At 60.8% G+C, this 24,418-nt stretch carries 11 protein-coding genes; 9 read left to right on the forward strand and 2 right to left on the reverse strand.

Features of this window, described 5'->3' with window-relative positions:
- The first annotated feature begins 272 nt into the window (after positions 1-272).
- From ACYQ6J_RS08180 to ACYQ6J_RS08190, 3 genes are all read left to right on the forward strand, one after another.
- On the forward strand, positions 273-2,675 hold the full coding sequence (locus ACYQ6J_RS08180) for a glycoside hydrolase family 95 protein (RefSeq protein WP_460183694.1): 2,403 nt from the start codon (positions 273-275) through the stop codon (positions 2,673-2,675).
- Between the two features lie 131 nt (positions 2,676-2,806).
- Entirely contained in the window at positions 2,807-6,226 is a 3,420-nt protein-coding gene (locus ACYQ6J_RS08185; protein WP_460183695.1) for a coiled-coil domain-containing protein, read from the forward strand.
- Between the two features lie 126 nt (positions 6,227-6,352).
- Positions 6,353-7,666 carry a hypothetical protein gene (locus tag ACYQ6J_RS08190; RefSeq protein WP_460183696.1) on the forward strand — a complete coding sequence of 438 codons (1,314 nt, stop codon included), beginning with the start codon at positions 6,353-6,355 and terminating at the stop codon, positions 7,664-7,666.
- Positions 7,667-7,762: 96 nt separating this feature from the next.
- Here ACYQ6J_RS08190 and ACYQ6J_RS08195 read toward each other — a convergent pair whose 3' ends face one another.
- Positions 7,763-8,407 (reverse strand): YMGG-like glycine zipper-containing protein, encoded by a 645-nt coding sequence (locus ACYQ6J_RS08195; RefSeq protein WP_460183697.1) that lies wholly within the window; start codon positions 8,405-8,407, stop codon positions 7,763-7,765.
- Positions 8,408-9,386: 979 nt separating this feature from the next.
- Between ACYQ6J_RS08195 and ACYQ6J_RS08200 the strand changes: the two genes are divergently transcribed.
- From ACYQ6J_RS08200 to ACYQ6J_RS08210, 3 genes are all read left to right on the forward strand, one after another.
- The gene (locus ACYQ6J_RS08200; protein WP_460183698.1) at positions 9,387-12,560 is read left to right on the forward strand and encodes a DUF1553 domain-containing protein; all 3,174 of its coding nucleotides are present in this window, start codon (positions 9,387-9,389) and stop codon (positions 12,558-12,560) included.
- A 78-nt stretch (positions 12,561-12,638) separates the two neighbouring features.
- Complete coding sequence (locus ACYQ6J_RS08205) at positions 12,639-14,063, forward strand: DUF1501 domain-containing protein (RefSeq protein ID WP_460183699.1); 1,425 nt, start codon at positions 12,639-12,641, stop codon at positions 14,061-14,063.
- A gap of 118 nt (positions 14,064-14,181) precedes the next feature.
- Positions 14,182-16,392, forward strand: a complete 2,211-nt coding sequence (locus ACYQ6J_RS08210) for a hypothetical protein (protein WP_460183700.1) — start codon at positions 14,182-14,184, stop codon at positions 16,390-16,392.
- A 61-nt stretch (positions 16,393-16,453) separates the two neighbouring features.
- Here ACYQ6J_RS08210 and ACYQ6J_RS08215 read toward each other — a convergent pair whose 3' ends face one another.
- Complete coding sequence (locus tag ACYQ6J_RS08215) at positions 16,454-19,189, reverse strand: ComEC/Rec2 family competence protein (protein ID WP_460183701.1); 2,736 nt, start codon at positions 19,187-19,189, stop codon at positions 16,454-16,456.
- Between the two features lie 177 nt (positions 19,190-19,366).
- Here ACYQ6J_RS08215 and rplM point away from each other — a divergent pair, with 177 nt between their 5' ends.
- The 3 genes from rplM to ACYQ6J_RS08230 all read left to right on the forward strand — a co-directional run bounded on the left by rplM (position 19,367) and on the right by ACYQ6J_RS08230 (position 24,358).
- Complete coding sequence (gene rplM / locus ACYQ6J_RS08220; RefSeq protein ID WP_460183702.1) at positions 19,367-19,864, forward strand: 50S ribosomal protein L13; 498 nt, start codon at positions 19,367-19,369, stop codon at positions 19,862-19,864.
- 160 nt (positions 19,865-20,024) lie between these two features.
- Positions 20,025-20,444, forward strand: a complete 420-nt coding sequence (gene rpsI, locus ACYQ6J_RS08225) for a 30S ribosomal protein S9 (RefSeq protein ID WP_460183703.1) — start codon at positions 20,025-20,027, stop codon at positions 20,442-20,444.
- Between the two features lie 812 nt (positions 20,445-21,256).
- Entirely contained in the window at positions 21,257-24,358 is a 3,102-nt protein-coding gene (locus tag ACYQ6J_RS08230; protein ID WP_460183704.1) for a trypsin-like peptidase domain-containing protein, read from the forward strand.
- Positions 24,359-24,418: the final 60 nt, after the last annotated feature.

Raw genomic sequence — 24,418 nt, forward strand, 5'->3', positions numbered from 1 at the left:
CCCTCTCTATCCGCCAGGCGACGCAAATCGGCGCCACACTCTTCCAAATTCGCACGAACCGTAGCGTGGCATAGGCGACCGCAGGCACGTATCATGGGGTCCGGCGGCGTCGTTCCCTTTGCGCTGGGCGTCCCGGCCTGAATGCTCCACATTGGGAACAAGATCGTACGCCAACGACTGAATCATGTAGTCCTGTCTCGTGACGTTTCGCGTTACCCAAGGTCGATTACAGGCAGTCTCAAAGAGTGCGACCGCGACGAAAGGATCTGCGAATGAGGATCAAACCGCATTTCATTACCGTAACGGCGGCCCTTTTGGGCGCGATCGTCGGAATGCTTGGATGCGTGGACGGGGCCACCAAGGTGCTCGCCGCATCGGAATCGCTCAAGTTGTGGTACGAGCGACCGGCCGACAAGTGGACTGAGGCGCTGCCGATCGGCAATGGCCGACTCGGCGCCATGGTCTTCGGCAACACCGCTCGCGAACGGATTCAGGTAAACGAAGACACGGTCTGGGTCGGCTCTCCGCACGACTACTCGCATCCCGGTGCCGTGAGATACCTCCCCGAGATTCGTCGCTTGCTGTTCGAGGGCAAGCAAGAGGAGGCCACCGCCTTGGCCGCCGAGCACTTCATGAGCATTCCCCTCCGCCAAATGGCCTATCAGCCATGTTGCGACCTTGAACTGGATTTTGGCGACGGCGGTCAAGTCGCCGCGTACCGCCGAGAGTTGGACCTCTCCGCCGCGCTGGCGGTGACCGCGTATCGAAAAGAGGACGTTTTCTTCACGCAGACCGTTTTTGCAAGCTACCCCGACCAAGTGATCGTTGTCCGCCTCACCGGCGACAAGCCCGGTTCGATCGCATTCACCGCTTCGTTGACAACGCCTCATCAAGAACACGAGGTTCAGGCGGCAAACGACCGGATCGTTTTGAGGGGTAAAGTGGCGGATTACTTCAACAAGGGCACGGACGAACGCCTCCCAAGCGCAATCCGGTTCGAGGTTCAGGCCGCAGTGTTGCCGGAAGGCGGCTCCGTCACCTCCGAAAATGGCATGGTCCGAGTGATCGGGGCCGACACGGTGACGATTCTATTGACGGCGGCGACCAACTACCTGGCCTTCGACGACGTGAGCGGCAACCCCGCGGAGCGTTGCCTAGAAATCGTGGAGAAGGCCGCCGCGCAGTCGTACGATCAACTCCTTGCCCGACACTTGGACGACTACCGCGGTCTGTTCGATCGCGTGCGATTCGAGTTGCCGCGAACCGATGCCGCCGAGCAGCCCACCGACCAACGCATCCGCGATTTCGGCAGACAAGACGATCCGCAATTGGCCGCTCTGTATTTTCAATTCGGACGATATCTTCTGATCTCGTCCAGTCGTCCGGGCAGTCAACCGGCGAATCTTCAAGGAATCTGGAACGAAAGCCTCAGGCCGCCCTGGGACTCGAAGTATACGACCAACATCAACGTGGAGATGAACTACTGGCCCGCCGAGGTTTGCAATCTGTCGGAGTGCGTCGAACCGCTCTTCGCCGCGCTCGAAGAATTGGCCGTGACCGGAGCTAAGACCGCCCAGGTCCACTACGGGGCTCCCGGTTGGGTTCTCCATCACAACTTCGATCTCTGGCGGGGGACCGCCCCCATCAACGCCGCGAATCACGGCATCTGGCCGACCGGCGGAGCGTGGTTGTGCCAGCACCTTTGGTGGCACTATGAGTTCACCCAAGATCGCGAGTTTCTGGCTCGACGCGCCTATCCCTTGATGAAGAAAGCCTGCGAGTTCTTTCTGCACTATTTGATCGAGGATCCCCGGTCGCCCGAGCATTGGCTGATCTCAGGACCATCCAATTCACCCGAGCAAGGCGGCCTGGTCATGGGACCGACCATGGACCACCAGATCCTTCGTTACTTATTCGCCTCCACCGCAAAGGCCGCCGAAATCCTCGACGTCGATCCCGAGTTCCGGCAACAGCTTTTGGAAACCCGTGCCCGCATCGCGCCGAATCGGATCGGCAAGCACGGGCAACTTCAAGAGTGGCTCGATGATAAGGACGACCCCAACAACAAACATCGGCACGTTTCTCACCTTTGGGGCGTTTTTCCGGGAGAGGAAATTACGCTGCGAGGCACCCCCGAGTTGTGTCGCGCGGCGCGTCAATCGCTCGAATTCCGCGGCGACGGCGGAACAGGTTGGAGCAAGGCCTGGAAGATCAGCTTGTGGGCACGATTGGCGGATGGAAACCGCGCTCATAGACTCTTCGCTGAGCTGATCACGCAAAGCACGCTGCCGAATATGTTCGACAGTTGCCCACCCTTTCAGATCGACGGAAATTTCGGCGGCACGATGGGCATCGTCCAAATGCTTCTGCAATCCCATAGCGGAGAAATCTCGCTCTTGCCCGCCTTGCCGGACGCTTGGCGATCGGGCAGCGTGGAGGGCCTGCGTGCACGCGGCAACGTACTCGTGTCGATCCGATGGGACGAAAGATCGATGGAGGCGAAGTTGATTCCCCAAACGACTCAACCCATTCGCCTGCGAATTCCCGAGAAGTTCTCCAAGCTGAAGATCGTCGATATCCAGGGTACTCCCGTCCCGACCACGCTTACCGAAGACGGTCTCCGGATATTCTCGGCTCAGCCCCAGGTTTACGTTGTTCGGGCCGCAGTGGACTAGCTTTTCTCGTCGTCCCTGTGAGGGGGACCGACTCGCGAAAATCCATTGACTGCCCCCGGGACTCCGGGAGACAATAATACATAGCAATAGGTGACGCTCGGTCGTCAGGCCTTTGCCCTTTTCCGGAACAGATGGGGGATGCCATGTCGCCCGCCGCCGAAAGTGTGGTCCGCAGGTTGGACTCCCTGCGACAACAGTGGTGGATTTTCACCCTCCTCAGCAGCCTGGCTACCGCGGCCTCGCTATCGCTGGGGCTATTCCTCGTATTCATGCTGGCGGATGCCGTCTTCCGCTTTCCTCAGTCGGTGTTGCTGGGGGCCTTTCTCTGTTGGGTCGCCGTGAGCCTCGGGGCGTTGGTGTGGGCGGTCCGGCGCGCCTCGCGAGGTCATCGCACCCTGGAGGCGACCGCCCGCCGGGTGGAACTGGAATTTCCGGAACTGGAAAGCAGTCTCATCAACATCCTGCAACTTGCGAGCGACACGCGGCAGGACAACCCGGCCTTTTGCCTGGCCGCAGTTCACCAAGCAGTTTCGCGGGCCAACAGCGTCCGGTTGGAAGAGACTCCCTTTCGCCGTACGCGGTGGGAACGTTTTCGCTACTGCATGCAAACCTCCCGCGACTTCTTGGAATGGAGCGGAGTCCTTGTCACGCTAATCTTGATCAGCATCGTCATGGGATTGCTCTTGCCGAACTGGAGTTCGGCCGCAAGCCGCTTGCTTCAGCCCTGGCAATTCGTGCCGTCGGTGGGACGCGTACGGATACTGTCGGTGGAACCCGGCAATTGCGAGGTCTTTGCCGGTTCGACCGTCAGAGTGGCGGCCAAAATTTCGATGCCCGGCCAAGGACCGTATCCGGGATTCCTCTTCGTAGCGCCGGAAGGAGAGCCCGAGCAAAAGATTCCCATGGCCGCCGAAAAGGAAGGCAACGCGTATGTTTGCACGATTCCCGCCGTGCTCAAACCGTTGCAATACCGCTTAGAAATCGGCGACACGCAATCTTCCGTGTACCGCGTCGGGATCACCGAGGTCCCCGCGCCGCAAGAGGTCGAGGTCACTTACAACTACCCGGCCTACATGGGACGCCCCTCCGACACGTATCGGCAGCGTACGCTCGACCTGCGGGCGCCGCAGTATAGCGAGGCCGTCTTGAGAGTGATGCCGAGCGCCGCGGTGTCCGGCGGGCGAGTGACGGTGGACGGTCAGGTCTTGGTGGGCAGCGTCGAGGACGGCGGGCGGGCGTTCGTCGTCAAAATTCCCATGCTCAAGGACGGCAACTTCACCGTGGCCTTGCAAAACGCCGCCGGGCTTACCGACCCCAATCCGCGGACCAACCGCGTCAGCGTGGTTCCCGATCGTCCTCCCGCCGTGGAGATCCTCAAACCGGTCCGGCAGACTTCGGCTTCGCCGGGTGAGACGATCGCCGTCAAGGTCCGCGCCGCGGACGACTACGCGGTCGGTGAGATTCGATTGGAAATGAAGGTCCAAGAGCAGTCCGGCGACGGGCCCTCTGCCACGGACGGCGGGGAGAATTCGACGGACGCTCAGGCATCCACGGACGACAAGGATGTGGTCCGCCTGCACTCATGGACGACGTTCGAGGGCACTACAACGGTCTTGATGGAGCATTCTTTCGCCTTGGAGCCTGAGAAGTTCCGCGCCGGGCAGACCGTGTTGATTCGCGCCGTGGCGGCGGACAAACGCAACTTGGCCAAGTGGGGATTGGACCTTCGCCCGCAAGTGACGGTCGGACCTTGGCACGCCGTGAAGATAGTCGCGGGCGAGGAAAAAACCGCCGCCGCACTGAAAGATCTGGAAAGCCTTCGTTCGGCCGTATTTCGCATTTTGGAGACGCAGATTCGCGCCCGGGCGACCATGGCGGCGCTGCAAGATGCCGCCGCACCGGACTTGCAAGCCGCACAGGCCGCCCTCAAGGATGTCCGCGCGAAACAGATCGCCGTCCAGTCGGGCACGCAGGAAATCGCCGCGACCATCAAGGACACCGACTCAGCCGAGCGACTCGCCTTCAAGCGTGTGCTCAACAACTTGGCCGTCAACGAAATGTTGGCGGCGGTCCAAACGAGCGACGCCTTGCTTCGGGCAACGTCCGCCGGGGAATCCAAGCCCTACGGAGAATTGACCTCGCTGCAAGATCGCATCATCGAGACGCTGCGAAAGTTGCTCGATCTGGCCCGACAGGCGCAAACAGAATTGCTGGCTGAAGCCCAGAAGCGTCCCGGCGGGGATCTTCCCAACGACGTACAGAAGAAACTCGAAGAGATCCAAAGCAAGCTACAAGAATTCCTGGAACAACAGAGGAAGGTGATCGAAGCCTCGGAGGAATTGGCGAAAAAGCCGGTCGAAGACTTTACGGAAGAGGACGAGCAAAAGCTCAAGGAATTGGCGGAGGTTCAGGACGACTGGTCTCGCTTCATGGCCGAGGCGCACAGCGATCTGAGCAAGTTGCCGGAACAGGATTTCTCTTCGGCCAGCATGTGCCAAGAGTTGGTGGAGATTCAAACCGAACTGAAAATGGCCGAGGACGCCCTGCTCAAAAAGTCCGCCGACATCGCCGTACCGCTCGAACAATTGGGCTACGAAATGGCGGAGGAGATCACGAGCAATTTGGAGAAATGGTTGCCCGACACCCCCGATCGCGAGCGGTGGAGTCAGGAAGAATCTCTCACCGACGCCGACAAGGAAGCCCCCATGGCCGAATTGCCGGGCCAATTGGAGGACCTTATCGGTGAACTCATGGAAGAAGAGGAAGACCTTTTCGATGAGATGGAGGACGTTTCCTCCAGCGCGGCCGACTCCCTGGATAAAGGAGCAGGTTGGGACGCGGCGGATGGTCCGATTTCGAACATGAGCGCGAAAGGCGTCACCGGGAATCGCCTCCCCAACACGAGCGAGATCGGAGGGCGTTCCGGAGAAGGACGTAGCGGCAAATCCAGCGGCGAATTCGTGAGTGATGAAGCGGTCGGTAAAGGCGGACGCAAGACGCCCAGTCGTCTCACCGCCGACCCGTACATGCAGGGGCAGATCAAGGATCACAGCAAGGACCCAACCGGCGGCGCCACCGGGGGAGGCAAGGAAAGCGGACAAGGCGGGCAAGGGTTGGAGGGTCCCACGCCTCCGGGCCACGGTCCCCGAGAATTGCAGCGTTTGGCTGGCAAACAGGCCGAGTTGCGTAACAAGGCCGAAGCGATCGATGCCCAAATGCAGGTGATGAACTATCACCGCACCGACATGCAGAGACTGATCGATCTGATGGCCGAGGTCGAGCGCGATCTCTTGGCCGGACGATACCAAAACGCATTGCGGAAACGCGAGGTTGTCCTGGAATCGCTTGCCTCGCAGAAGCAATATGTGGGCGGCGAATTCGAGGTAAGACAGGACGCCAGCGCCAACCTCCCCACCGATGTCCAAAAGGAAATCCTCGGTAGCGCCCAAGACCCAACTCCGCCGGGTTGGGAAGATTTGGTGCGAGGTTACTATCGCCGCCTGATGAACGGAGAAAGCGTCGCAGCGACTCCGGAATCCGCCGCTCCCTGATGGATCGACGCGGCGGTGATCCGCATTGCCGAGCGAGGCGAGGACGACGCTCGCGAAGTTTGCCCTTCGCCGGTCGCTCCGTCGCGTCCCATGATGCCCTTGACTCTCACTGCCAATGAGGATGCCATGTTCCGTAGCGCAACGCAGACGATCCTTTTCATGGGTATCGCGATCTGGGGCATGTCCTCCGTCGCTTCCGCCCAAAAAGTCGTGATTCCGTTCGACTTCGAATCTCAATTCGATCGCGGACGCTACGGCCAAATCGTGGGGGACATGCTGTGGCAGAAACTGAAGAAGGAAGGCGGGTTCATCATCCCCGGTGCCATGGCCGACGTGCGTGACTATTGCGAGATGAATGGGCTGCGGATTTCAGCAGATACCCCGTTGGAACGCATGGCAAAAATCGTCCGCGAGGACTTTCAAGCCGACATTGCCATTTGGGGTTCGGTGGAACGGGCTCCCGGCGCCTCCGGAGAAATCTACGATTTGGTCATCAAGTGCGTGGACTTTTCCGATGCCCAAAACCCCCGGGTCATCTACGAAAAGTCGGCCCGAACCAATTCCGTCTCGGAAATCCCCCATCTGTACGTCCAGGAGATGCTCAACGCCCTGTACGAGCGTCCCGCTTCAGGACCGCGACCGGCCGACCCCATCGCTGAGGAAAATTGGGAAAAAAATCCGAACCTGATTCTGGGCGGCGACTTTGAACGAGCGGTCCGCGGCGTCCCCGTCGGTTGGGAATCAACGGGCGGGCAAGACCGGCAGCCCTTGGGAAGACTGGTCGCCTGGGTGCCGGATTCGACCGACCCCAAGAACCATGTCATTCGATTTACCTTCGGCGCGGATGTGGGCGACACGACGGGGGTAATGTATTACAGCCTGCCGTTTCAGGTCCAAGAGGGGGCCACGTATCGCTTTCAATGTCGCTGGCGAACTACCGGTCCCAGCCCCAAAGTATTTATCAAGTGCTATGACGAGATGCCGAGCGAGTACGCCCGAGCGGGAGGGACACCTGCTTCGCCCGGCGAACGCCGCAACCCTGCTACGCCCCCAACCCGCGGCGCGCCCGCAAGAAATCCGTCGCAAGCGGCTACTCGGTCCGGTTCGGCCTCCGCGGTCAATTGGGATCAGATGCGTGAGTGCTACCGCAGCCAGCAGAATCTGAAAGGCCCAACAAATACATGGAACGTGCACACCGAGGATTTTACCCCGCGGCACACGCAATACACACCGCGATGGGGACGCGTGATGCTCTACGCCTACCTGGGTGCCGGAACCGTGGAATTCGACGACGTGATCATCAAGCAGATCATTCCACCCTCCCCGGGGGAAGGTAAAAAGGATCCGCGGCGATCCCTGGAAAGCAACGTCACGATTCGCGAAATGGAAGAGGCCGAACGCGGAAGCCGCGAGGACTCAAACGACTCTTCGCCGAAATGAAGCCGCAATCGGGGCCTGCGGACCCGCGTGGTTGATGAAACGTGATCTTCGGTCCGTCGAGCCTTTGACGAACATCCCGGGCGATTTGCAACGACCTCAATCGCGAATCGTCACCCCGAAACTGACGCCGGGCGGCGGCGGTCGGTGGTAGTGATATCGGCGATAGACGGGCGGTCCCCACCAATAGTCGTGGTATTCGTGGACGACGACCGGCGGAGCCGGTTCTCGTATTACCACGGTGGAGGGCGTTGAACTCGCGGGTCGCCGCGGAGGTTCCTGCATGGCCTTGATGACGGCCGTGCTGACGCCTTCCTGCTGCAATCGAATGATCTCATCGACCCCCGGCGGATAGACCATGCCGTTGTTGCGAATGTGGGTCAGGATCAGCTCCTCGGCGACCCCGGCCTTGGTCATCGCAATGACGTCGTCGTAGGTCACCCTGCCGGGCTGGAGTTCTCGCCCCAGTTGCTGGGCAATGGCCGCACGGTTTTGGGCCTCGATTTCGTCCAAGCTGTCGCCGATGGCGGCCCCGGCGATCGCCCCCACACCGGCCCCCAAGGCCGCGCCCGCCGCCGTGCTCCCGACGGCGTTGCCCACTACCGCGCCGGTTCCCGCTCCCAAAAGCCCCCCCAGCAGTGCTCCGCGGTCGGCGTGCGTGGACGTACACCCGGAAGTAAGAAGCAGACAGGTCAGCACCCACCAAGCGGTATGCCGCCCGGATTCGACCTTCTTCGTTGGCATGGCATTCCCTTACCCGTGGGAGTTGCTCGGTTCCATGAGCAAACGGCGATCTTTTGATGGAGAGAGCGCGGACGATCGCGCCTATTTCATGTATCGGCCAGGGCACCGAATAAGCTTATCGATCCGCGGACCTTACAAGCCCTTCGGAAAGCGGATATGGCTCAGGTCGCCCGATTCCGGATCCTACTGTGAACCGGTTGATCGTACGCATTTTGCCCGGCGACGTCAATGCGAATTTGGAGCATCTGCGAACCCTATGTAATTTGCGCCACACAGGACCCCAAGAATGCACACGCACGGCACGCAGCAGAAGTTGAGAATTAAGTGCGGCGGGTGTCGCGCATTACCGTGGATGAACATCCGATCATAAAACGTTATGATTTGGGCCTACGGACGCTCCGGCGACCCACGTGTCCTCGTCGCATTCCTTAACCGCAACCGTACTCTCGCCGCGAAGCGAAGCAGGGAGCGCCGGCCAACGGCGCCATTCCGTGCGGCCTTCCAAAAACATGACTTAACGCCCTTTCGACTCGACCGCAACGAGGCCGAACCGCCGGAGTGGGAAGTCGCCGCGTCCCCTTGGGGCACGGAGTCTTTTCGCCCGGCGAGGCAGAACATGGCGTCGAAGTCGTAGGTTAGGAAAAAGTTCGGAATCGTCGCAGTGAACTGTTGCGAGGGGAGGGCGCGCGTACCATAATGTATTTGGCTCCCAGGCCGCCCTGCCGGCGAATCGAACAACCCATGATACGATTGCCTTCCCCGTCACCTGCCTAACAACTTGGTCGTCGATCCCATGACGACAACCCGACATGTCCGTCCCTCGCACCGCCCCGCCAAAGCGGCACCGCTAGCCAAGCGGAGCGCCGAAGGCCTTTTTCATTCGTTCACGGAGCAACCGGTAATTGCGCCCGTCTTGAATTTCCTGATCGCAGCACCGCCGGCGGCAAACTCGTTTCGCAGCCCTGAGAGGTGATTCACGATGAACCGCAGAACCATCTTGTCCGTCGCGGCAATTTCGGCAATGACGTGCTTAATAGCAAGTTCATGTCTAATCGGCAGAACCGCGGCGGAGGAGGCCGCCGCGACTCCCGCAGATGAAGTCGCCCAGGCCAAGGCGGCTTACGAAGCGGCCGTACAAGCGGCGCGTGAAGCGGAGGCGGCTTTGGTACCCCTGCGCGAGGCGATGCAGAAGGCCGATGCCGCATTCGCTGCGGCAAGTCGGACCGCCAACGAGAAGCGACGAAGAGCCACGGAGGCCAAGGACCTGTCCGGTGAGCCGGGCGTGCAGGAACTAAAACGCGCGGAGGAGAATCTGGCTGCCGCCGAGAAGGAACTGGCCGAAGCCTCGGAGGCCAAACCGCCGCTGGACCAAGCCCTCGCCGAGGCACGAGCCGTCGCTCAGCCTTTGCAAGACGCTTACAATGCGGCGGAGAAAGCGGCCAAGGAGGCCGAGGCTGCGGCCAAGCAGGCTGCGGAAGCCGCCGACAAACATGAAATCGAGGCCAAAAAGGCTGCCGACCGTGCGAACGCTCTCCGCCGGGCGGCCGACTCGGCCAAGATGGCGCTGGCCCGCTTGCAACAGCTTCAACAGAGCTTCCAAAAGCAGTTGGACGCGGCAGCGGCCAAGATAGCCGAACTGGAGGCCGAGAAAAAGCCGCTGGAAGAAGCGTTGGCAGCCGCCACGAACCGTGTCGCCGCCGCCAAGGAGGCCGCGGCCCAGGCGGAGAAAGCGGCGCAGGAAGCCGAGCAAATCGCTAAGCAAGCGGTCGAGGACGCCGCGAAATCGGACGAGGAGAAAAAGAACGTCGCAGCCGAGGCCCAGGCCAAGCGCACGGCGGCCGAGCAAGCCAAATCTGCATTGAGCGAAGCGGAAGCGGCGCAGCGCGAGGCTCAACAGCGGGTGGAAGCCTTGACTCAAAAACTGGCCCGTCCCACCCAACAAAAGGCCATGGCCGAATCCACGTTGGCCAACCTGGCGAAACAACTGGAGGCCGCATCCGCGGCGGTTCAGACGGCCGAAGCCGCAGCGCAGGAAGCGGCAAAGACGGCGGAGGAGAAGAGGAAACTCGCGGACGCCATTCTTGCCGCCGCAAAGGCGGAACCGCCCGCCGATGCCAATGTGCCGCAGGAGATCCGTGACGCGGCCCAAGAATGGATCCGGCTACAGGCGGTCGCCAAGCAAACCGCGGAAGACGCCGCGGCGAAGCGCAAGGCCGCCAACGAGGCCAAGGCCGCGCTGGACCCGGCCGCCAAGAACCTTGCAGCCGCCGCTACGAAGGCTTCCGCCGCCGCTCAACGATTGTCGCAGGCCGAAACGCGAAAAAAGACCGCCGAAGATGAATTGGAAAACCTCAAAAAGCGCATCGCCGAGGCCAAGCAGACCTTCGAGGCGGATGAAAAGGCCGCCCAAGAGGCCGAGGCATTGGTTCCGCCCCTGAAAGAGGAGGCCGACAAGCGCCGCGCGGAATACGTTGCCGCGAAGCAAGCGTCCGATCAGAAGGCCGCCTTGGTCGATCAGGCCCGAATCCATCTGTATCGCCTGTCCGCGTCTCGGCGAATCGCGGCTTTGATGGAAAGCTCGGAACCGCCCACGCCGACCAACCGCATCGACGAAATCGTTTTCGCCAAACTCCAATCCCTGGGCATCCAACCGGTCTTGTGCTCCGACGCCGTCTTCGTACGTCGGGCCTACCTGGATATCATCGGCGAACTGCCCACGGCGGAGGAAGCCAAGGCCTTCATCGAAAGCACGGACAAGAACAAGCGTGCGGCCCTGGTCGAGCGATTGCTCGGCGACACGCGTCACGCCGATTACTGGGCCATGCGATGGAGCGACATCTTTCGAGTGAAGGCCGAGTTCCCCGTAAAACTTTGGCCCAACGCCGCGCAGGCCTATTACCGCTGGATCTGGGAGTCGTTGGCACAGAACAAGCCCTATGACCGCTTCGCGAGGGAACTGTTGACCTCGAGCGGAAGCAATTTTCGTGTCGGCCCCGTCAACTTCTATCGAGCCATTTCGGAGCGAACGCCGGAAGGTATCGCCTCCGCCGTAGCTTTGGCCTTCATGGGCACTCGCATCGACTTTTGGCCGGAGGAGCGCCGCGCCAATATGGCCGTGTTCTTTTCCCAGGTGGGATTCAAGCCGACCAGCGAATGGAAGGAAGAGATCGTCTTCTGGGATCCCCTGAAAACGACGGCGATTTCGGGCAGCACGGCGGCGGGTTTAGACTCGGTCGCCGCCGCGGTGACGGCCACCAACACCGTCCCGAAAGCCCTGCCGGAACCGCTCGCGGAAAACGGCCCGCAAGAGGCCGTCTTTCCCGACGGCACCAAGACCACGCTAGCGCCGGACCGCGACCCGCGCGAGGTGTTTGCCGATTGGCTCATTCGGCCGGAGAACCCGTGGTTCGCCAAGACGATTGCCAATCGCACCTGGGCTTGGGCCATGGGGCGGGGCATCATCCATGAACCGGACGACATCCGCGACGACAACCCGCCCGCCAATCCCGAACTCTTGGCCTATCTCGAACAGGAACTGACCTCCAGCGGCTTCGACCTGAAGCACCTCAAACGCCTCATCTTCTCCTCCACCACTTACCAACTCTCGCCGATCCCGCATTATCAGGGGACGGAAGGCATGGCAAATTTCGCATCGTACATCATGCGCCGCGTGGAAGCCGAGGTGCTGGCCGACACCTTGGACCAAATCACGGGCGGATCGGACCTTTACACGAGTGCCGTGCCGGAACCGTTCACTTACATTCCCAAAGATATGAGAGCGGTTACCATCGCCGACGGCAGCATCTCCAGTTCTTTCCTCACCTTGTTCGGTCGCTCGGCGCGCGCCACCGGCATGGAGAACGAGCGGGTCAACGAATTGGCGTCGCCGCAGTGGCTGTACATGCTCAATTCCGGCGCCATCCAGAACAAGCTCCAAAACGGCCCGAAATTGGCGGCATTGATCGCGGCGGGCGGCGGCACCAAGGAAATCACGGAGCGGCTTTACTTGACCATCCTCTCGCGGTTTCCGACCGACGATGAGGTTCAAGCCATGGATGAGTATATCAAGCTCGGGGTCGCCAAAGGCCGCGATGCTTGGATCGATTTGGCGTGGGCGCTGATCAACAGCCCCGAGTTCCTTTTGAAGCATTGAAGGATTCCACGTTCCGACTCGTTAACGGCACGGTGCCGTTTTTCCGTTCGCCAAGGCGTTTTGGGGAGGACCCAACTCATGGCTCAGCGTCACGAACCGAACAATCGCTCGCGGATTTCACGACGACGGGTGTTGCAGCGCGGTGCGTGGGGAGCGGCGGGGGTTTTCGCGGCGGCCCAATTCCGGGAGTTGAACCGCCTAGCGTTCGCCGTCGAGGCACAACCCAGTCCTGAGCAGAAAGCCGCCGATGAAAAGACGGCCCACGATAACGCAGCGAAGGAAAAGGCCAAGACCAAGAAGGGTATCAAGTCGGTTATCCAAATCTTTCTCTGGGGAGGAATGTCGCACAACGACACCTGGGACCCCAAACCCGGCACCGGTTACGACTATTTGGGCCAATTCGACAAGGTGATCCCCACGAATGTCGAGGGAATTCAACTCGGTTCCCTGTTTCCGTACCTCGCCAAGCAGGCCGACAAGTTCTCCCTGATCCGGAGCATGACCCACGGCAACAACGGACACGAGACGGCGGCCTATTTGATGCAAACCGGTCACAAGCCGGGCGATCGTTTGGCCTATCCGAGCGTGGGCGCGGTATTCGCCTACTTCAAACGCGAGGAATACAAGGGGCTTCTTCCGCCGTATATCGTCATGCTGCAAGCGGCGGGCAGGTTTTCCGAAGAGGGCTTTCTCGGCCCGGCGTACAAGCCTTTCGCCACGGGCGGCGACCCCAACGCCGATCGTTTTGAAGTCCAGGGTATCGTCAATCGAGGCGTCACCGATCAGCGGCAAAAGGCACGTCGAGAACTCCTGGATAAAGTCAATTTGCTGGGACATGGTCTAGCCGACGCCGCCGACATCGCCGAGGCCGAGGCCGCGAGGGAAAAGGCCTACGGTTTGATTCTGGGGTCCGGCCGAGATGTTTTCGACCTGAGCAACGAACCGGCCGAGTTGAGGGACCGTTACGGACGGAACACATTCGGGCAGGAATGCTTGGCCGCGCGGCGGATGGTCCAAGCTGGGGTACCCTACGTGACCATCAGCTTTCCCGGCGGATGGGACACGCACTCCAATCACTTTACCACCATGCGGCGCCAATGCCCGCAACTCGACCAAGGCTTGGCGACCCTTCTCCAAGACCTTCACGACCGCGGTCTGCTGGAAACCACGCTCGTATGGTGCACGGGGGAATTCGGACGCACGCCGAAGGTATCTTGGGAACCGCCGTGGAACGGAGGCCGACATCATTTCGGAAACGTCTTCACCGTCCTTGTGGCGGGAGGCGGTTTCGCGGGCGGTCGAGTCCTTGGCAAATCGGACGAGAAAGGCGAGAACGTCGCTGAGCGGCCCGTCTATCCGGCGGACCTACTGGGTACTTTCTACCTCCTGGCCGGCATCGATGCCGGAGCGATCCTTCCTCACCCGATGGGTTTCGAAGCCCGCGTTTTGGATGCCGAAAAGGAGGGGATGAAATCGGCCGGTCTGCTGGATGAATTGCTGTGACGGAGGATTGATCCCTTCCTGCAATTGCGGCTTTAGCCGAGCCTTTTGCGATCGATCCGGCGGATGGCAACCGCCGGACGATCGCTCGTATCGATGATTCGCCATGGGGAGAGATTCCATGAAGGCTTTCCACCGATTTGCGGCGGGATTGCTCGCGCTGCTCGCGTCGTTCGTGTCTTTCGCTTCTTCGACCCTCGCGCAGAATCAATACATCGGTTATGTCTATCCCGCCGGGGGACAGCAAGGAACGACTTTTTCCGTGAGGTTGGGAGGCCAAGCCCTGCTCTATCCGACCGGCGTCGTGATTAGCGGCGAGGGCATTTCCGCCCGATTGGTGGACTACTATCCCGTCTACGACAATCAGGAGATGGCCTTGCTCCGTCAGCAGTTGGCGGAACTGAAAAAGAAGGAAACCACGGTCGACGACGGCATGGTCGCCAAAATGACCTGGTACGAATTCCCGGCCCCCATCGGCCCGACGACCCTGCCGCAATTGGTGAACGCCGGCGCGAACGGCGGCGAAACACTCTCCGAAAAAGAGGCGGCAAAGCAGAAGTTGATCGAGAGAATCGAGAGGATTTTCGCGGAAGACGAGCGATTCCCCGCCGTGCAGGCCCACACGGAACTGGTATTTGTCGAGGTCACGATCGATCCCGACGCTAAGCCGGGTCGCCGCGAAATCCGAGTCGTGACCAAACGCGGCGTTTCCAACCCCCTTCCGTTCTTCGTGGATCAGGTCCCTGAAGTCGCCCGCAAGCCCATGAAGACGTCCCAAAAGCAGGTGCTTGGCAAGGAATGGCAGGCTCAGCGGAAGCGCCCGCCCGAGGAGGAGGAATTGCAAATCACGTTGCCTTGCACGATGAACGGCCAGGTCGCCGCCGGCGAAGTCAACCGCTACCGCTTCCTGGCTGCTAAAGGCCAGCGATTGGTGATCTCCGTGAAGGCGAGGGACCTGATTCCGTACGTGGCCGACGCCGTGCCCGGTTGGTTTCAGCCGATCCTTCGGTTGTGCGATGCCAACGGTCGAGAGATGGCCTTCGCCGACGATTTCCGCTTTCATCCCGACCCGGTGATCTACTTCGAGGTGCCCGAGGACGGCGAATACGTCTTGAGCATCACCGATGCCCTTTTCCGCGGGCGAGAGAGCTTCGTTTACCGCGTCACCATCGGTGAACTGCCGTACCTCACCGACGTTTTTCCGCTGGGAGGTCGGCTGGGCGAGCCCGTCCAACTCGAAATGAGCGGTTGGAATCTGGAGGACGCCGCGATCTCTCCGCCGCCCCAGGATGCCGCTCCCGGAATTCATTTCCTCACGGCGACTAAAGGGACCTATGTCTCGAATCCCGTGCCTTTCGCTCTGGATACCTTGCCGGAATGCCTCGATCAAGAAGGCAACGACGGCGTGGCCGACGCTCAAAAAGTGACGCTGCCGATCATCGTCAACGGACGCATGGACAAACCCGGCGACTGGGACGTGTTCGAGGTGGAAGGCCGTGCCGGTGAAACCGTCGTCGCGGAGGTGTTAGCGCGACGCCTGGGGTCTCCGCTGGACTCCTTCCTCAAGGTTACCACCGCCGACGGCAAGGTGTTGGGCGTCAATGACGATCACTTCGATGCGGCGTCCGGCCTGAAAACCGACCACGCCGACTCGTACCTCATGGTGCAACTCCCCGCCGACGGCAAATACTACGTTCACTTGGGCGATACCCGGCGTCAATCCGGCAAGGAGTTCGCCTATCGACTGCGAATCAGCCCGCCGCGTCCCGATTTCGAACTTCGAGTCGTCCCGTCGCGTGTCATCCTCCGCAGCAAAGCGTCCGTTGCCGCGACGGTCTACGCCCTGCGCAAAGACGGGTTCGACGGCCCGATCGCCCTAAGCTTCAAGGATATTCCCCCAGGTCTGGAATCTCCCGGCGCGACCATACCCGCCGGGAAAGAGGTCGTTTCCTTAGGCATAAAGACTTCGCTCGATGAAATGGAAGCGCCGGTGAACGTCACGGTCGTCGGCAAAGCGAAAGTGGGCGAGCAGGAAATCAGCCGCGAGGCGGTTCCCTGCGAGGACCGGATGCAGGCCTTCCTGTGGCGTCACCTCTTACCCGCCGACACGCTTCCGCTGCTGGTTTACAATCCCAACTATCAACCGCCCGCCGAACGCATTCGTCCTCCTATTCCCGACGAGATGCGTCCCAAGGACGTGAAGCCGACCTTGCAGAAGTCGCAGGTCGATACCTACCTGCGGCAGATCGAGCGATTGTACCAAGAGTGGTTTCTCACCGACGAGTTCGCCAATCGCGAAATCGCCAAGGTCGAGGCGCAATTGATCCAGTGACCGCGGCCTGACGGCAAACGGAGGTGCCGTCGCGCACCGGACCGCGCCGCTTTGCCGCTATCTATCGGGTAATCTCGTCGGCGACATCTCGTTGAGGGAATGATGGCTCGGTCCCGGTGAGGCCGCGGCCTGCGTGGAAGGAACGGATTTTCGCCCGGCCGGCGTCTAGAACGATCGTCACCGCCCCATCCCGCCGCGTTTCGTAAATTACGGAGCCTGCCGCGCGATAGCTTGCCGCCACGGTACGCGCCGGCGGTCGGGCGTTGCTCATCACCACGACTCGCGGGCGCAAGCGCTCCGCCAACGCCGGCGGGTTCCCATGACTGCTGCCGTGATGCGGCGCAACCAGCACCGAGCAAACCGCCTCGGAATGTTCAAGAATGCGATCGACCCCTCGACCGTCCAGATCGCCGGTCAGTAGCAGAACTTCGCCACCGCATTGCAATCGCAAAACCAAACTGCGCGCATTGTCCTCCCTTTCAGGCCAACCCTCGGGCGGATGCAGCACTGAGATACGGACGCCCTCCGTAGATCGAGCCTGCCACCCCTCCGCCAATGTTTTCAGCGGAATGCCTTTGCGACGGACCGCTGCGATCAATTCTCGCACGTACGGTTCCCTCGATTCGGTCATGTGGGGTTCAACATAGACGGTTCCGATCGAGAAGTACTCCATCAGCTTGGGTACGGCGTTGTAATGGTCCAGATCGGCGTGCGAAAGGACGACGGCGTCGATGTGGGTGACTCGTCGGTACCACAAGTAATTCGCGACGGTCTTCGCCGCCGCTCGATCTCCCAATAGTCTCCCAGCGTCGTACAGCAGCGTCCTGCCGTCTGGCAGATGAATCGGGATCGCCGCCCCATGCCCCACCGATAACACCGTGCATTCCAACACTCCGCGAGATTTCCGCAAGACGGCGAATTCGTAGGAGAAGAGCAGCAACGTCCACGAAACCAGAACTGCTGAGAGAACTCCCTTGCCGAAGCGCGGGTGCATCACGAACAATCCCGCGCCGCAAACGGCATACAAACCGATCAGCCACCAATCGGGAGGTCCGGGAAGCCACAGCGATCCGTACGGAACCGCATCACCGAACCCAACCACCAGGCGAATTGCGTCCAGCATCGCGTTGCACGCCGCCCCGAAAATCCACCCCAACGGTTGGCACCACGGACCGAGCAGCATCAACAGAAATCCGGCGACCAGGGTGACCGAAAGGGGCGGCAGCACCAGCGGCGTGAGAATCATCCCCATCGGCGCAACGATGTGAAAGCGCGCCATGACCAGCGGGGCGGTCACCGTACACAAGACGGCGCTGATGACGAAGGATTGCCCCGCAACTCTCCCAAGTCCCAACAAGAAACGCTGCCATCGCGGACGGGACTCGAAGATCAGCCTTTCCAGCGGATCCGCGGATTCGCTGACAATGATTCTCGGTCCCAAAGCAATCAGCACCGCCGCGCTGAGAAAAGACAATTGCGGGCCGATTCGAAAAAGGTCGGCGGGATTGCAGGCCAACACCACGATCCCGGCGAAGGCCAGAGAATTCCACCCGGAAGACCGCCGCAAAATCGCTTTGCCGAAAAAATAGGTGGCCAAGATGACCGCTGCCCTGACGGTGGGAGGGCGTCCGCCGCTCACGGCAAGGTAGGCCGCCACGGCGGCTATTGCGGCCAGGTATCGCGCACGCGGCCGAACTTGCAACCGGCGAAGCGCGAAGACCACCACACCGGCGAAAATGCCCACATGCAACCCCGAAATGGCGAGCAAATGGAGCGTCCCCGTCCTCAGCAATTGTTCCCGGAACTCATCATCTACCTCCCGACTCATTCCGAGTAACAAAGCCTTGGCCAATGCCGCATTCCGCGGCGAGACGTGCCGATCAATAGCATCGGCGGCGGCGACGCGAACGACCGCCAAGCACCGTCGCGGATCCCAGAGGGTTCCTCGCCGAACCGTATGGACGCCCTCCGCGAAAGTGCCATATACCTCCGCGAGGACTCGATCCGCTCGGCGATGGCTTCGCAGATCGAATTCCCCCGGATTGGCCGACTCTTTGGGTTGCACGATTCGCCCTGTAAGACGAACTCGATCTCCCGGCAAGAGCCTCGGCGTCACTCCCGTGACATAAATGTAACTTTTGCCGGATGCCGACCGCCAAATCGTACCGTCCCGTACGGCGGACACGTTGCATCGCAAAATCGTCGTCGGGTATTCCTCCCATCGAATCGGGAAAGGATATCCGCTTGGCTGGACGGGGGAAATGACTTCCGGAATCGCCGTAAGCACCGCCTCCATGCAAGTCGCGGCAGCGACGGGGTCTTCGATTCGGTCTGCCTCATACCCGGAAGAAACGTCGGCTAATCCCGCTTCCATGTCCGCCCCCGACTTGGTTTCGGGAAGGGCATACCGGCCGATCTCATCCGGAAGGAAAACGTTAGCGTAAAGATCATAGAGGGCGGCCCCCAAGAGAACCATCGAGAGCCAAAGCGAAAAACCGGCCGTGGCAAGCCGTTGTGCCCGCAGGAAAACACCCCACAATAGAAGAAGCAGACACCCCAACAATGTGTATACAGCAAGCCACTGCCCCGCTTGGTATACCGGCAAACGGAACGGGATGCGGCGAACGACTGCCGCGTCGAGGATAATACCCAGTACCAACGCGGAAAAGACGGGAACCAGCGGCTTATTCCACGGCGACTGCGGAATGGGCGGCGATTCCGGTCGTCCTGAAGGCCTTCGGCCGACGACCGTTTCATTCTTTCCCGACGGATTGCCCTGGGTTGCCCGAACGCTCACGCCTCGCCCCGCCCCACTTGTGTCGTAGGGCATTGTTCTCTAAATTGGTATTTTCGAATCAAATCCGGGAAGGTACGCCTTCAACCGGAGTGGGTGGAAATTGCGTTTGTGTGAATCACAAGTTTACCGTTTTCCCCCTCCTTGGCAATCCGTTTGCCCGAGTGTCGAGCTATTACAATGAAAAAGAAACCGGCCCTCATCAAGACCTACTTGGCCAAGCCGGCCACCGTGCGGCCGAAATGGTTCGTGGTTGACGCCGAGGGAAAAGTGGTCGGACGCTTGGCTTCCGATATTGCCATGATCCTAATGGGCAAGCATCGGCCGACCTATACCCCCCATGTGGACACCGGCGATTTCGTCGTCGTCACCAACGTGGAAAAGGTCGTTTTCACGGGCAAGAAGTGGCAGCAGAAACGGTATACATGGTACACGGGCTACCCGGGTTTGCGTTCCGAAACCGCGGAAGAGCGACTTGAGAAGAACCCGGCGGCGATCCTGACGGAAGCCGTTCGGCGTATGCTGCCGAAGAATCGGCTTGCCCGCAAGATGCTCAATAAGCTCAAGGTGTACGTCGGTCCGGAGCACCCGCATCAGGCGCAGCAGCCTGAGCCTTTGGAATTGGGCCGCAAAGGTACCGGCGGATCGGGTCGTCCGCTGATTGGGCGAAACTCCTAGAAATCGTGAAGTAACCGCTGAAGCGTGGTGTCGCCTCTACGTGCAGGACATGACAACGGTCGCTTATTCCGGCGAGATCGGCAAGACTGAGGTTGCGACGATTCAAGGTTTGCGAAGTTTTTAGACCGCGGCAAGGCTTTTTGGGGATAACCGGCGGACTATGGCATCGAAATTGATTCCAGGCAGTGGCGCAAACGACTTCGTGGGAACCGGTCGCCGCAAGGCCACCGCGGTGGCGAGAGTTCGCATCCGCCCGGGCGAGGGCCGGATCGTGGTCAACGATCGCCCCTTCGAAGAATACTTCCCCGTGGAATTGTGTCAACGGGCGGTCATTCGCCCCCTGGATGTTGTGGGACGACGCGAACAATACGATGTCATCATTCGCGTTCGCGGCGGTGGAGTTTCCGGTCAAGCAGACGCCGCCGGGTTGGGAATCGCTCGCGCACTGGCCAAACTGGATCCCGAAGTGGTAAAACCGCTTCGGGACGCCGGGCTTCTGACCTTTGACGCGCGAAAGAAGGAACGCAAGAAATACGGCCTGCGCGGAGCGCGGCGTGGCACGCAGTTCTCCAAGCGTTGAAGATTTTCTGCGAACGCCGGACCGGCAAACCGGAATTCCGTCGGCGGCGAATCGCCGGAACGAACTTTCAAGCTCCCACCTCCTTCACGAAACGGTCGCGAGTCCCCGTTGGACTTGCGGCCGTCTCGTTTTTCTGACGACCATCTTCTGCGGATTCTCCGGAAAAACTTTGGCACCGCCGCGAGTCCACATGCGTGCGGCCCAACCGAGTCCCCTCTATCGCTTCGACAGGAACCGCGTCGGCTTGACCGGCAATTGCGACGCTCATTGGTGCCGGATCCGCAATTCGGCCTCGGGCATCCCGGTCGGCATTTGCCGAAAGCACGGATCACAGCAGTCCTCGAAGGATTTTCGGCGGTTCCCATTGTGACAACGCGCGACGGAATCTTCGCCTCCGCAGGCTCCCCGGTCGAAGAATAGATGAAGAGGCACCGTGTGCCTCTCCCACCACGAAAGGAATCTCTTATCCTCCGCTCACGGTCGTGGAGGAGCATGGATGCCGCAAGGATTGCACCCGTTGGCGTATCGTTAGTCGGCGGCATCAGGCTCGGTTGACACGTGAATGGCGACGCACCCGCGCCGGCAATCCAACGGTTTCCGTCAACCCTCGGCAGCCGTGACTGTCGCCCGGCGGCGATTTTTCTCGGATCAAGCCTTACGTCGCATTCGTCAGCGATACCGGCGTCACACCGGGACCGGCAAGGCGGTCCCGAGTCCGACAGCATCGTTTCGAAAGCATTTCGACGCAGCATGATCGGGATGTCCACCCTGTGCGTCTTCGGCAGCGCGGAACACGACTGATCCCAAGGGTAATGGCGCCCCTGGCGTGGACGGCGAGTCTATTCGGCATCGCCGCCGCTTGGCCTTGGAGTGTCTCCGCGCCCCCCGAACCGCCTCATCCCGCGGTCGCCCGAATCATCGCCCTCGATCTGAAAGGTGCCTCATTAGGGACTGGTACGTTGGTCGCGGTGAGCGACGCGCACGGGCTGGTTGTGACGAATTGGCATGTGGTGCGAGACGCCCGGGGCGGTTCCATCCTGGTCTTATTCCCCGACGGCTTCGCGTCGCCCGCCACCGTACTGAAAACGGACCGCGATTGGGACCTGGCGGCGCTGGCCATTTGGCGACCGCGTGCCACGCCCGTAGCCATCGCCCGCGAAGCTCCCCGGCCCGGTGAGTGGTTGGCCATCGCTGGATACGGACAAGGGGCATACCGAACCGTCAAAGGGATCTGTACACAGTACCTGTCTCCCACGCTCAACCTTCCCAAAGAGCTCGTGGAATTGCGTGCGAGCGCCCGGCAAGGAGATTCGGGCGGCCCCATCTTCAATTCTCGCGGCGAGTTGGCGGGCGTACTTTTCGGGTCGGGAGGATCCGAGACTATGGGGGCCTATTGCGGCAGGGTCCGCGAGTTTCTTGCTCCCTTGAAGGAGACATTCTACCAGTTACCGATCCCGCAAGGCGTGTCCCCGCAACTGCTCGCCGCCGGACCGCCGACGCTGAATCCGGGCGAAACATCCGCTCTAACCACTGCTGCACCGAATTCCCCGATCGGCGGGACTCCACCGCTCGAAAACATTAGCGTGAACTCCGGACGAGCCAAAGGTGCGGCAACTTCCCCCGTTTCCGAATCGATTCCGCTGACTGCGGTTGCCGCATCCACCCTGCCGGGCGGTACGACAGGCTCGAGCTACGGGACGTACGGTTCCTACGGGATCGCCGGCCAATCGGCAGCTAACGGTGCCACCTCCTCGACGTATGCGGGCACTTTAGGGGCATCAGGCTCGAACGGCGCCGGAGCTTGGGGGAATAACCCCGCGAAAACAGGCTCGGGAAGCACTTCCGCCGCAACCTCCCTTGCCCAGTCTTCCGCCGGAAAGGGCGATATCCAGTGGCGACCGGGTTCAGCCGGAGGCTATTCCGGCACCAACGCCAATGCCAATGGAAATACCAATGGAAACGGTATCGCCGGCTACGGGTACGGGACATCCACGGCGTCGACGATTCCCGGCACGAAGACCTATCAAGCAAACGAAGGCTTGGCCGGCAATTCGAGCGGTCCTACCTCATACACTCCCTCGCAATCATCCGGTAGCAGCTATTCCTATCTCGATGGCACCGACTACAGGGGCAAGACGGCTTACGGCGACTCGTCGAGAGGCAACGACAGATCTACCGGCAACCTCGCATCTTCCGGGGGGGCGCCCTACGGGGCCGGCAATGTCTCCGGTTCGTCTAGTCCCGGCGACACCCAACGAGACTCGTCCTCGTCGCGGTACGGTTACCAGAGCTATGCACCGGGAGGAGCGTCCGGTTCTTCTCAATACGGCAGGAGTTCCTCGGAAGGCGATATCGCTCAGAGCGGTTCGCAAGCGGATCGTTACCTTCCCACCAACGAATCCCGTGAACCACCATATTCTCGGGGATACCAAGACCAACGCGACTTCACCGACCATCGCTCCGGCGGCGGCTTAGCAAGCGGTAGCGCCAATGGAAGTAACGGTGATTCCGGACGGTACTCGACTCCGTACGGTTCCTCCTCTTATGCCGATTCCGGTGGAAGATATGCGGAACGAAGCTCAACCGCGGAAAGCCGAGCAGGCGGGAAACCTTATACTAGTGATCTCGCGGATCGTACTTGGGATTATGACAGGGAAAGCAGTTCGGAATCTCAACGCAACCCTTCTTCCAGCGGAATAACGGCCAGCATCGGCGGAAGCGGATCGCGCAGCGGGTCTACGGAGCGTACGTCGGAGAGCTTTTCGACGCGCATTCCCGATTCCGGATCCCGAGGCACTTCCGACGCTCGCCCCATTCCCAGCGAAGACACAAACCGCTATTCCGGCGGATCGTCCGTCACACCAAACAGCCGCTCTGGTTACGATTCCTCGGATTACCGAGATTCGAAGTACGGCTATGGCGGCGACGCCGAAGATTATGACGACGGCACCGAGTACGATTACGGCAACGCCTCCGGCTACGCTTCGCAAACCGCCCGCTCTGCTTCCGACGGCTCTAGCAACTCGCAAGGCCCGCAGTCCTCCCAGGAGCGACACGGAATGAGGGGGTACGGATATGACGACACCAGAGATAAGTCTTCAGGCACGGCGTACACCTCGGGCGGTAGGAGCGACGAGTCAAGTTCCTACGGCTACTCCAACGAAAGAAGTTCCTACACAGGGCGGGCCGAATCTGAGCGAACCAGCACCGACTACGGCGGCATGAAGAACGGCGACGGCGCTCGTGCTTACGGCTATGGCACGACTGGCGAATCTTACGAAGGACGCGAGGGCGAGCGGACAAAGCCGGCCTACGGCACACCGTCCTCCGCATACGATCTCGACTCCGGCGCCACGCGCGAACGCGATAAGCGGGGCGATCGCAATTCAACAACGAGTAGCGCCGCTTCGCGAGACTCGAACTCGGGCTACGCATCGCCGCGTCCGTCAACCGACGACTACTCGTCGTCCACTTCAGGAGGCAAGGCGAGTTCCGGAGCGACAAGTTCAGCTCGATACGGCGGGCAAGATGATCGTTCCGACTACACCGGTTACACCTCGCGGCAAGAGAATGCTCCGGTAACGTCCGAATCCAGGACCGCGGCCATTCCGACGACAGTCACTTCGGAGTCCGACACCCCGTCTCAGACGTCGCACCCAAGCGGTGCCGCGACCGGGAACTCATCATCCGGCACAAACCCCACCGCCTCCTCTTCGCCGCCCGGCGATTCATCGGGCATCGGCATAGAAACCCTCTTGGGGTTGGTTGGATTGCTCATCCTCTTCGTGCAAAGCATGAGGTGGTTGAGCGGATTCTACGATCGGGCCTATCGACGCCGCCGTAGTTGGCGGACCAGCCGCCGGCGTCCTTACTATGAACGAGACGTCCGCCCAGTCTATCGCTCTTACTGGTAGGCGCACGCTACTTCGCCCACAGACCTAAAGACCGCGGCGGTTCGCGAGCCTGAAATCCCG

It is taken from the genome of Thermopirellula anaerolimosa (assembly GCF_054657335.1).